The 11,622-nt window shown below is 55.4% G+C and carries 6 protein-coding genes, 2 tRNA genes and 2 rRNA genes; 6 read left to right on the top strand and 4 right to left on the bottom strand.

Features of this window, described 5'->3' with window-relative positions; genetic code table 11:
• Window positions 1-2 precede the first annotated feature (2 nt).
• The 4 genes from ACSAMW_RS12605 to ACSAMW_RS12590 form a co-directional block, all read right to left on the bottom strand.
• Entirely contained in the window at window positions 3-680 is a 678-nt protein-coding gene (locus ACSAMW_RS12605; RefSeq protein ID WP_500590593.1) for an SDR family oxidoreductase, read from the bottom strand.
• Window positions 681-857: 177 nt separating this feature from the next.
• On the bottom strand, window positions 858-1,445 hold the full coding sequence (locus ACSAMW_RS12600; RefSeq protein ID WP_500590592.1) for an IMPACT family protein: 588 nt from the start codon (window positions 1,443-1,445) through the stop codon (window positions 858-860).
• Window positions 1,442-2,116 carry a TetR/AcrR family transcriptional regulator gene (locus ACSAMW_RS12595; protein ID WP_500590591.1) on the bottom strand — a complete coding sequence of 225 codons (675 nt, stop codon included), beginning with the start codon at window positions 2,114-2,116 and terminating at the stop codon, window positions 1,442-1,444. The genes ACSAMW_RS12600 and ACSAMW_RS12595 overlap by 4 nt, the downstream gene beginning before the upstream one ends.
• Before the next feature lie 107 nt (window positions 2,117-2,223).
• Window positions 2,224-3,138, bottom strand: a complete 915-nt coding sequence (locus tag ACSAMW_RS12590; RefSeq protein WP_500590590.1) for a LysR family transcriptional regulator — start codon at window positions 3,136-3,138, stop codon at window positions 2,224-2,226.
• Between the two features lie 111 nt (window positions 3,139-3,249).
• Between ACSAMW_RS12590 and aptA the strand changes: the two genes are divergently transcribed.
• The 6 genes from aptA to ACSAMW_RS12560 all read left to right on the top strand — a co-directional run bounded on the left by aptA (window position 3,250) and on the right by ACSAMW_RS12560 (window position 11,616).
• Entirely contained in the window at window positions 3,250-4,596 is a 1,347-nt protein-coding gene (aptA, locus tag ACSAMW_RS12585) for an omega-aminotransferase AptA (protein ID WP_500590589.1), read from the top strand.
• 14 nt (window positions 4,597-4,610) lie between these two features.
• Window positions 4,611-6,104, top strand: coding sequence for a CoA-acylating methylmalonate-semialdehyde dehydrogenase (locus tag ACSAMW_RS12580; RefSeq protein ID WP_500590588.1), 1,494 nt, complete (start codon window positions 4,611-4,613; stop codon window positions 6,102-6,104).
• Window positions 6,105-6,642: 538 nt separating this feature from the next.
• A 16S ribosomal RNA gene (locus ACSAMW_RS12575) occupies window positions 6,643-8,181 on the top strand.
• A 107-nt stretch (window positions 8,182-8,288) separates the two neighbouring features.
• Window positions 8,289-8,365 (top strand) — tRNA-Ile (locus tag ACSAMW_RS12570).
• Window positions 8,366-8,394: 29 nt separating this feature from the next.
• A tRNA-Ala gene (locus ACSAMW_RS12565) sits at window positions 8,395-8,470 on the top strand.
• A gap of 257 nt (window positions 8,471-8,727) precedes the next feature.
• Window positions 8,728-11,616, top strand: a 23S ribosomal RNA gene (locus ACSAMW_RS12560).
• Together the 16S and 23S rRNA genes with 2 tRNA genes alongside form the textbook arrangement of a ribosomal RNA operon.
• The last annotated feature ends 6 nt before the right edge of the window (window positions 11,617-11,622 follow it).

Raw genomic sequence — 11,622 nt, 5'->3', positions numbered from 1 at the left:
TGTTACCAGGGCAAGGGTTCGCCTTTGTAGTTGATAAAATGAAGGCCACCTTTGCCCGCATAGGCGTTTAACTGCGCGACCATCCCTTGGGTGCTGGTTTGAACATCGATATCGGCGTGCGGGCCGCCCATGTCGGTTTTCACCCAGCCTGGGTGCATGCATAGCAGGGTAGGGCGCGGTTCTGGCAGCGTATTGGAAAACGAGTTGACCATGGAGTTGAGCGCTGCTTTGCTCGCCTTGTACAGCGGTATTTCCAGGGCATCAGGCGACGCCACAGTGCCTAGTGTGGAGCTCATGAAAGCCAGAACACCCGTGTGAGGGCGAAGGGTGCCGACCAGGCGTGTGGCCAGGCGTATGGGGGAAAGCACATTGGTGGTGAAAAGGTTGGCCATGTCCTGCGCGCTCACCTCCTCCAAGGGCCCAGTTGGCCCCATGACACCGGCATTGATGAACACCACATCGAAGGTTTGGCCATTTAGCTCATGAGCCAGGGCGTCAATACTGGCCAGTTCGTTCATTTCAAGGGTATGGACAGTGGCGCCGGCTTGCGTGAGTTCGGCAGGGGCCTGGCCCCGAACGGTAGCCGCGACTGCCCAACCGTCATTCTGCAGCACGTGCACTAAGCCCAGGCCCAAGCCGCGAGAGGCGCCAATAATCAAAGCACGTTTTGTTTCAGCCATTGGAATGAGCTCCGTGTGAAAGGCTTGAGCATACGCCTACAGCCGTCAAGCGCCAGACGGCATTCTGTTCAAAAAGTGACCAGGCTTACGCAGCCCTTGGCTGCGCCGGGCTGCAGCGTTTCATTCAAGGCTTATCCACAGGCAGGCTCACACAAACTGTGGGAAGTTGCCGTGCCTTTACCCGCACGTCACCAGTTGCATGCGGCCCCGGCTCAACTGCGCCAACTGCTCGGCCAGGCCGGGGGCTGCCTGTGCAGGCAGTGCCAGCGTCAGGTTCACGCCATCGGCTTCAAAGGCTTCGTTCAAGACTTCACCACTGGCTTCACTGACACGCAACCGTACCAACGCCAGCTCGTTGAAGAAGCAACGGCAAGCAAACATCGAGCGCTCTACCAAGGGATGTTTATCTGCCAACTGAAGGCATTTGTTGGCGCAGCCGCCATAAGCCCTGGCCAACCCACCGGTACCCAATTGAATGCCGCCGTACCAGCGCGTGACCACTACCATCACCCGGTCAACGCCTTGGGCCTCGATGGCCGCCAGAATGGGCCGGCCTGCGGTGCCTCCTGGCTCCCCGTCGTCACTGCTCCGGTATTGGCCGCCGATCTTCCAGGCCCAGCAATTGTGCGTGGCCTGGGCATCGCCCTGGCTGTGGAGAAATGCCTGTGCCTCGTCAGGGCTACCAATGGGGCCAGCGATGGCCAGAAAGCGGCTTTTTCGGATCTCTTCACGGTACTGCGCAACCGCGGGCAGAACGAACTTCATTCGGTGACCTGCACCGGCGGGGTGACCCCGCAACCGGTAAGAATGATGCGGATCAGGTTGTCGGCCGCCTGGTCGAAGTCTTGCCGGGTAAGGCGGGATTTACCCGTCACTCGACAGATCTGGTTGGAAAAGTCTGCGTAATGCTGGGTGCTGCTCCACAGCAGAAAGATCAGATGGACCGGGTCCACCGGGTGCATCTTGCCTTCGGCTATCCATTGTTCAAATACCGCCGCACGGCCCCTGAACCAGCGTTGATAGTCCTGGCTGAAATACTCGCTCAGGCACTGGCCGCCGCTGATGATTTCCATGGCGAAAATTCTGGAAGCCTGCGGGTGGCGACGGGAGAACTCCATTTTTGCGCGGATGTAGCCCGCCAGCGCTATGGCAGGGTCATCAGCGGCGCTTAGTGTATTGAAGGTGCTGTCCCACAATTCAATGATGTTGCTCAGTACTGCGATGTACAGGCCAAGCTTGTTGGTGAAGTAATAGTGCAGGTTGGCCTTGGGCAGGTTCGCCTTGAGGGCGATGGTATTCATGCTGGTGCCCTTGAAGCCATGGCGCGCGAACTCGTCCTCTGCCGCCTTGATGATGGCTTCTTCGTTCTTCTGGCGAATGCGGCTGGCAGGCTTTGCGTTCGGTTGAGCACTGTGGGCTGGAACATGAAGGGGCATAGACTTTCCAGAAACCTGTGAGGCGTGACATACGTTCATAACGCAACCGCCAGGTACAAGACAAGCAGCAGCGGTGCTTTTTACAGTTGCCAGTGCCTTGGGCCAAATTAGCGCGTTGCCGCCAACGCCTTCAGGAAACTTTCCAGTACCAGGTGCGGCCGGCGGCCCTTGCGAGTCACCCAGGACAGGCTGAGGTCGTAGAACCGCTGGCGTGGCTTAAGGGCTCTCAACCGGCCTTGCTGAATCCAGGCTTGGGCGTAGTGGTCTGGCAAGTAACCAATGTAACGGCCGGTGAGAATCAGGAAGGCCATACCCTCTCGGTCTGAAGCGCTCGCGCTGCAGTTGAGTACCTGGTAATGGGCCTGGATGTCACCCGGCAATCGGAACGTGGGGGCTATAGCGTCCTGTTCATTAAGGCGGGTGTCGTCAATCGCGTCATCGTCTGCGTAGAACAGGGCATGGCCGGCGGCACAGTAAAGCGAGGAGCGTTCGCTGTACAATGGTTGGTACTCCAAGCCCGGTAATGCATGGGCCTGCGGCACAACGCCGACATGCAAGCTGCCGTCCAGCACCCCTTGCTCGACTTGGCTGGGTGCGATCATGCGGATATTGATCTGCACCTCGGGCCCCAGGTCTTTGAGCTGTGCCAGTGCATGGGTAATACGCATGTGGGGGAGGGTGACCAGGTTGTCGGTAAGGCCAATGTTCAACTCCCCTCGCAGGTGCTGATGCAGGCCATTGACCCCGGTGCGGAAGTCTTCCAAGGCCCCTAGCAGTTGCAGGGCCGATTGATACACCTCTCGCCCTTCTTCGGTCAGCGAAAACCCGGCACGGCCTCGCTGGCACAGGCGCAACCCAAGGCGCTGCTCAAGGTCGCTCATTTGCTGGCTGATGGCAGAGCGGCCAATGCCCAGCACGTTTTCAGCCGCCGAAAACCCACCGCATTCCACCACGCTTCGAAAGATACGCAGCAGGCGTATATCGAAATCACTGACCTGTGCCAGGGGGTCACGTCGCTTCATTGTTTAGTCGCGCTGGAAGTGAAGATTGAAAAACCGTGCTTTTATCAACTTTATCCCCATGCCACTGTAGCCGCAATCTGCAGCCTTGCTTCGACCCCAATGAGGTTTCACATGAACATGCCAGAGAACGCGCACGCCGGGTTGGCGAGCCAGTTGAAACTTGACGCGCATTGGATGCCCTACACGGCCAACCGCAACTTCCAGCGCGACCCTCGCTTGATCGTAGCCGCCCAAGGGCGCTACCTGACGGATGATCGCGGCCGTGAAATCTATGACAGCCTCTCTGGCCTATGGACCTGCGGTGCCGGCCATACTCGCAAGGAAATTCAGGAAGCGGTGTCTCGCCAGTTGGGCATACTGGACTACTCTCCGGCCTTCCAATATGGCCATCCACTGTCCTTCCAGCTTGCTGAAAAGATCACCGAACTCACGCCCGGTGATCTTAATCATGTGTTCTTCACCAACTCCGGGTCCGAATGTGCCGATACGGCGGTCAAGATGGTGCGCGCGTACTGGCGCCTGAAAGGGCAGGCCACTAAGGCCAAGTTCATTGGCAGAGCCCGGGGCTATCATGGCGTTAACATTGCTGGCACCAGCCTGGGCGGCGTAAACGGTAACCGCAAGATGTTCGGCCAACTGATGGACGTTGACCATTTGCCACATACCCTGCTGCCGGCCAATGCCTATTCCCGCGGGTTGCCGGAGGAGGGTGGCGTTGCGTTGGCCGATGACTTGCTACGCCTGATCGAGCTGCACGATGCCTCCAACATTGGGGCTGTGATTGTAGAGCCCATGGCAGGGTCGGCCGGTGTGCTGCCTCCGCCCAAGGGCTACCTCAAGCGCCTACGGGAAATCTGCGATCAGCATAATATTCTGTTGATCTTCGATGAGGTGATCACCGGGTTCGGCCGCACGGGTAGCCTGTTTGGCGCAACGACCTTCGACGTGATACCGGACCTGATGTGCATCGCCAAGCAGATCACCAATGGTGCTATTCCCATGGGGGCGGTGGTTGCCCGCAGTGAGATCTACCACACCTTCATGGCCCAGCCCACACCGGAATACGCCGTGGAGTTTCCCCATGGCTATACCTATTCCGCGCACCCGGTCGCCTGCGCAGCAGGTATTGCCGCGCTGGATCTGCTGCTCAAGGAAAACCTGGTGCAAAGTGCGGCAGCCTTGGCGCCCCATTTCGAAGCAGCTATCCATGGCGTAAAAGGTGCGCAGCACATTGTGGACATCCGTAACTTTGGCCTGGCCGGTGCTATTCAGCTTGCACCTCGGGACGGTGATGCCATCGTGCGACCGTTCGAAACGGCCATGAAGCTATGGCAGAAGGGTTTCTATGTGCGCTATGGCGGAGACACCCTCCAGTTTGGCCCCACCTTCAACGCCACGGCCCAGGAAATGGACCGTTTGTTCGATGCTGTGGGCGATGCCCTTAATCAGATTCACTAAGACCGGAGCCTGCAATGAGCACCATCCCACATTTGATCAATGGCGACCTGGTTACTGATGGCGACCGTACTGCCGATGTCTTCAACCCGTCGACCGGAGAAGTTAGCGGGCGCGTTCAACTGGCAGACACGGGCACCGTTCAACGTGCTATCGAGGCGGCCAAGGCCGCATTCCCTGCATGGCGCCGCACGCCTGCGGCCAAACGTGCCCAAGTGATGTTTCGCTTCAAGCAGCTGCTGGAACAGAACGAAAGCAAGATTGCTCAGCTGATCAGCCAGGAGCATGGCAAGACACTGGAAGACGCAGCAGGCGAACTTAAGCGTGGCATTGAAAACGTAGAGTTTGCCTGTGCCGCCCCCGAGTTGCTCAAGGGGGAGTACAGCCGCAACGTGGGGCCAAACATTGATGGCTGGTCAGATTTCCAGCCGTTGGGTGTGGTTGCGGGTATCACACCGTTCAACTTCCCTGCCATGGTGCCCCTGTGGATGTACCCATTGGCCATTGTGTACGGCAACTGTTTCATTCTCAAACCTTCCGAGCGCGACCCGGCCTCTACGCTCTATATCGCACAGTTGTTGCAGGAAGCGGGGCTGCCGGCTGGCGTGATGAACGTGGTCCAAGGCGACAAGGTGGCGGTGGATGCCTTGATCCAGGCGCCAGAGGTAAAAGCGCTTAGCTTTGTGGGCTCTACGCCTATTGCCGAATACATCTATAAAGAAGGCGCCGCGCGTGGCAAACGTGTTCAGGCATTGGGTGGCGCCAAGAACCACGCCGTGCTGATGCCCGACGCAGACCTGGACAATGCGGTAAGCGCATTGATGGGCGCTGCATACGGTTCATGCGGTGAGCGCTGTATGGCGATTTCGGTTGCTGTGTGTGTGGGCGACCAGGTGGCTGATGCACTAGTCGCGCGACTAACGCCCCAGATAAAAGCATTGAAGATAGGTGCGGGTACCACGTGCGGCCTGGACATGGGACCTCTGGTCACTGGCCAGCACCGGGACAAGGTGCGTGGCTACGTAGATGACGGCGTGGACGCTGGGGCCGAACTGGTAGTGGACGGTAGAGGGCTGAGTGTTACAGGTAACGAAAACGGCTTTTTCCTGGGGGGCTGCCTGTTCGACCGCGTGACCCCGGACATGCGTATCTATAAGGAAGAGATTTTCGGGCCGGTACTGTGCATCGTACGGGTAAGCAGCCTGGAACAGGCCATGCAGTTGATCAACGACCATGAATACGGGAATGGTACCTGTATCTTCACTCGTGACGGTGAGGCTGCAAGGTTGTTCTGCGACGAGATCGAAGTGGGCATGGTGGGCGTCAACGTGCCACTTCCTGTACCAGTGTCCTACCATAGCTTCGGCGGCTGGAAGCGTTCGCTGTTTGGGGACTTGCATGCCTATGGGCCAGATGGCGTGCGGTTCTATACGCGCCGCAAGTCAATTACCCAGCGCTGGCCCCAGCGCGCCACCCATGAAGCCTCGCAGTTTGCGTTCCCTAGCCTATAAATAGGGCCTTCGAGGGGGTGTTCATACAAATGTAATAAAAACTGTTGACGCCCTTTCAAATCCCCTTATAATGCGCCCCACTTCCAGCGACAACGGAACGGCAAACTTATTGAGAATCAAGGGTTTACAGTTTCAAAGGTGCTGGAAGTGCTTCGATCTCCGGATCGAATGCGGTGAAAAAGGGAGTTGACAGCAGGCTGTAACGCTGTAGAATTCGCCTCCCGCTTCGAGAGGTTGGTGAAGCGGTCAAGTGTTTGAAGTTGAACGAGAAATTCTGAAAACTTCGCAAAATAAACGCTTGACAGGATGTACAGGCAGCGTAGAATGCGCGCCTCGGTTGAAGCGAAACACTTCAGCCACCGCTCTTTAACAAATGAATCAAGCAATTCGTGTGGGTGCTTGTGAGTTGGACTGATTGTCACAATGATTATCAGCATCACAAGTAACTCAGCGAAGAAATTCGAATGAGTGGCTTCCTTCGGGAAGTCTTGCGATTGCTGAGCCAAGTTTAGGGTTTTCTCAAAACCCAAGCAGTATTGAACTGAAGAGTTTGATCATGGCTCAGATTGAACGCTGGCGGCAGGCCTAACACATGCAAGTCGAGCGGCAGCACGGGAGCTTGCTCCTGGTGGCGAGCGGCGGACGGGTGAGTAATGCCTAGGAATCTGCCTGATAGTGGGGGATAACAACCGGAAACGGTTGCTAATACCGCATACGTCCTACGGGAGAAAGTGGGGGACCCTCGGGCCTCACGCTATCAGATGAGCCTAGGTCGGATTAGCTAGTTGGTAGGGTAAAGGCCTACCAAGGCGACGATCCGTAACTGGTCTGAGAGGATGATCAGTCACACTGGAACTGAGACACGGTCCAGACTCCTACGGGAGGCAGCAGTGGGGAATATTGGACAATGGGCGAAAGCCTGATCCAGCCATGCCGCGTGTGTGAAGAAGGTCTTCGGATTGTAAAGCACTTTAAGTTGGGAGGAAGGGCAGCTAGCGAATACCTGGTTGTCTTGACGTTACCGACAGAATAAGCACCGGCTAACTCTGTGCCAGCAGCCGCGGTAATACAGAGGGTGCAAGCGTTAATCGGAATTACTGGGCGTAAAGCGCGCGTAGGCGGTTTGTCAAGTCGAATGTGAAATCCCCGGGCTCAACCTGGGAACTGCATCCGAAACTGGCAAGCTAGAGTATGGTAGAGGGTGGTGGAATTTCCTGTGTAGCGGTGAAATGCGTAGATATAGGAAGGAACATCAGTGGCGAAGGCGACCACCTGGACCAATACTGACGCTGAGGTGCGAAAGCGTGGGGAGCAAACAGGATTAGATACCCTGGTAGTCCACGCCGTAAACGATGTCAACTAGCCGTTGGGATCCTTGAGATCTTAGTGGCGCAGCTAACGCATTAAGTTGACCGCCTGGGGAGTACGGCCGCAAGGTTAAAACTCAAATGAATTGACGGGGGCCCGCACAAGCGGTGGAGCATGTGGTTTAATTCGAAGCAACGCGAAGAACCTTACCAGGCCTTGACATCCAATGAACTTTCCAGAGATGGATTGGTGCCTTCGGGAACATTGAGACAGGTGCTGCATGGCTGTCGTCAGCTCGTGTCGTGAGATGTTGGGTTAAGTCCCGTAACGAGCGCAACCCTTGTCCTTAGTTACCAGCACGTTATGGTGGGCACTCTAAGGAGACTGCCGGTGACAAACCGGAGGAAGGTGGGGATGACGTCAAGTCATCATGGCCCTTACGGCCTGGGCTACACACGTGCTACAATGGTCGGTACAGAGGGTTGCCAAGCCGCGAGGTGGAGCTAATCTCACAAAACCGATCGTAGTCCGGATCGCAGTCTGCAACTCGACTGCGTGAAGTCGGAATCGCTAGTAATCGCGAATCAGAACGTCGCGGTGAATACGTTCCCGGGCCTTGTACACACCGCCCGTCACACCATGGGAGTGGGTTGCACCAGAAGTAGCTAGTCTAACCTTCGGGAGGACGGTTACCACGGTGTGATTCATGACTGGGGTGAAGTCGTAACAAGGTAGCCGTAGGGGAACCTGCGGCTGGATCACCTCCTTAATCGACGACACAGCCACCCATAAGCACCCACACGAATTGCTTGATTCCTTGTAAAAGACGATAGAAGCAGCTTCAAGCGGTCAGCTTTAAGCTACAAGCTCGAAATTGGGTCTGTAGCTCAGTTGGTTAGAGCGCACCCCTGATAAGGGTGAGGTCGGCAGTTCGAATCTGCCCAGACCCACCAATTTTGTGTGGGAATGCCTGTAGAGATACGGGGCCATAGCTCAGCTGGGAGAGCGCCTGCCTTGCACGCAGGAGGTCAGCGGTTCGATCCCGCTTGGCTCCACCATTCCTGTTCTGCTTCTGCTGTTTAAAGCTTAGAAATGAGCATTCCACCGACACGGTGCCTGAATGTTGATTTCTGGTCTTTGACTGGATCGTTCTTTAAAAATTTGGGTATGTGATAGAAAGTTAGACTGAATAGCACTTTCACTGGTGTTTATTCAGGCTAAGGTAAAATTTGTGAGCTGTTCCTAGAACAGAAGTGCGAATTTTCGGCGAATGTTGTCTTCACAACCGTAATCCCGAGATTGCTTGGGGTTATATGGTCAAGTGAATAAGCGCATACGGTGGATGCCTTGGCAGTCAGAGGCGATGAAAGACGTGGTAGCCTGCGATAAGCTTCGGGGAGTCGGCAAACAGACTTTGATCCGGAGATCTCTGAATGGGGGAACCCACTCAGCATAAGCTGGGTATCTTGTACTGAATCCATAGGTGCAAGAGGCGAACCAGGGGAACTGAAACATCTAAGTACCCTGAGGAAAAGAAATCAACCGAGATTCCCTTAGTAGTGGCGAGCGAACGGGGACCAGCCCTTAAGTTGGTTTGAGATTAGCGGAACGCTCTGGAAAGTGCGGCCATAGTGGGTGATAGCCCTGTACGCGAAAATCTCTTGTCAATGAAATCGAGTAGGACGGAGCACGAGAAACTTTGTCTGAACATGGGGGGACCATCCTCCAAGGCTAAATACTACTGACTGACCGATAGTGAACCAGTACCGTGAGGGAAAGGCGAAAAGAACCCCGGAGAGGGGAGTGAAATAGAACCTGAAACCGTATGCGTACAAGCAGTGGGAGCAGACTTGTTCTGTGACTGCGTACCTTTTGTATAATGGGTCAGCGACTTATATTCAGTGGCGAGCTTAACCGAATAGGGGAGGCGTAGCGAAAGCGAGTCTTAATAGGGCGTTTAGTCGCTGGGTATAGACCCGAAACCGGGCGATCTATCCATGGGCAGGTTGAAGGTTAGGTAACACTGACTGGAGGACCGAACCGACTACCGTTGAAAAGTTAGCGGATGACCTGTGGATCGGAGTGAAAGGCTAATCAAGCTCGGAGATAGCTGGTTCTCCTCGAAAGCTATTTAGGTAGCGCCTCATGTATCACTGTAGGGGGTAGAGCACTGTTTCGGCTAGGGGGTCATCCCGACTTACCAAACCGATGCAAACTCCGAATACCTACAAGTGCCGAGCATGGGAGACACACGGCGGGTGCTAACGTCCGTCGTGAAAAGGGAAACAACCCAGACCGTCAGCTAAGGTCCCAAAGTTATGGTTAAGTGGGAAACGATGTGGGAAGGCTTAGACAGCTAGGAGGTTGGCTTAGAAGCAGCCACCCTTTAAAGAAAGCGTAATAGCTCACTAGTCGAGTCGGCCTGCGCGGAAGATGTAACGGGGCTCAAACCATACACCGAAGCTACGGGTGTCACGCAAGTGACGCGGTAGAGGAGCGTTCTGTAAGCCTGTGAAGGTCAGTTGAGAAGCTGGCTGGAGGTATCAGAAGTGCGAATGCTGACATGAGTAACGACAATGCGAGTGAAAAACTCGCACGCCGAAAAACCAAGGTTTCCTGCGCAACGTTAATCGACGCAGGGTTAGTCGGTCCCTAAGGCGAGGCTGAAAAGCGTAGTCGATGGAAAACAGGTTAATATTCCTGTACTTCTGGTTACTGCGATGGAGGGACGGAGAAGGCTAGGCCAGCTTGGCGTTGGTTGTCCAAGTTTAAGGTGGTAGGCTGAGATCTTAGGTAAATCCGGGATCTTAAGGCCGAGAGCTGATGACGAGTGTCCTTAGGACATGAAGTGGTCGATGCCATGCTTCCAGGAAAAGCTTCTAAGCTTCAGGTAACCAGGAACCGTACCCCAAACCGACACAGGTGGTTGGGTAGAGAATACCAAGGCGCTTGAGAGAACTCGGGTGAAGGAACTAGGCAAAATGGCACCGTAACTTCGGGAGAAGGTGCGCCGGCGAAGGTGAAGGGTTTACCCCGTAAGCTTTTGCCGGTCGAAGATACCAGGCCGCTGCGACTGTTTATTAAAAACACAGCACTCTGCAAACACGAAAGTGGACGTATAGGGTGTGACGCCTGCCCGGTGCCGGAAGGTTAATTGATGGGGTTAGCGCAAGCGAAGCTCTTGATCGAAGCCCCGGTAAACGGCGGCCGTAACTATAACGGTCCTAAGGTAGCGAAATTCCTTGTCGGGTAAGTTCCGACCTGCACGAATGGCGTAACGATGGCGGCGCTGTCTCCACCCGAGACTCAGTGAAATTGAAATCGCTGTGAAGATGCAGTGTATCCGCGGCTAGACGGAAAGACCCCGTGAACCTTTACTATAGCTTTGCACTGGACTTTGAGCTTGCTTGTGTAGGATAGGTGGGAGGCTTTGAAGCGTGGACGCCAGTCTGCGTGGAGCCAACCTTGAAATACCACCCTGGCAACCTTGAGGTTCTAACTCAGGTCCGTTATCCGGATCGAGGACAGTGTATGGTGGGTAGTTTGACTGGGGCGGTCTCCTCCCAAAGAGTAACGGAGGAGTACGAAGGTGCGCTCAGACCGGTCGGAAATCGGTCGTAGAGTATAAAGGCAAAAGCGCGCTTGACTGCGAGACAGACACGTCGAGCAGGTACGAAAGTAGGTCTTAGTGATCCGGTGGTTCTGTATGGAAGGGCCATCGCTCAACGGATAAAAGGTACTCCGGGGATAACAGGCTGATACCGCCCAAGAGTTCATATCGACGGCGGTGTTTGGCACCTCGATGTCGGCTCATCACATCCTGGGGCTGAAGCCGGTCCCAAGGGTATGGCTGTTCGCCATTTAAAGTGGTACGCGAGCTGGGTTTAGAACGTCGTGAGACAGTTCGGTCCCTATCTGCCGTGGACGTTTGAGATTTGAGAGGGGCTGCTCCTAGTACGAGAGGACCGGAGTGGACGAACCTCTGGTGTTCCGGTTGTCACGCCAGTGGCATTGCCGGGTAGCTATGTTCGGAAGAGATAACCGCTGAAAGCATCTAAGCGGGAAACTTGCCTCAAGATGAGATCTCACTGGAGCCTTGAGCTCCCTGAAGGGCCGTCGAAGACTACGACGTTGATAGGTGGGGTGTGTAAGCGCTGTGAGGCGTTGAGCTAACCCATACTAATTGCCCGTGAGGCTTGACCATATAACA

This window comes from Pseudomonas sp. AB39(2026), assembly GCF_059831485.1.
This window is presented reverse-complemented; position numbering and strand designations above follow the sequence as displayed.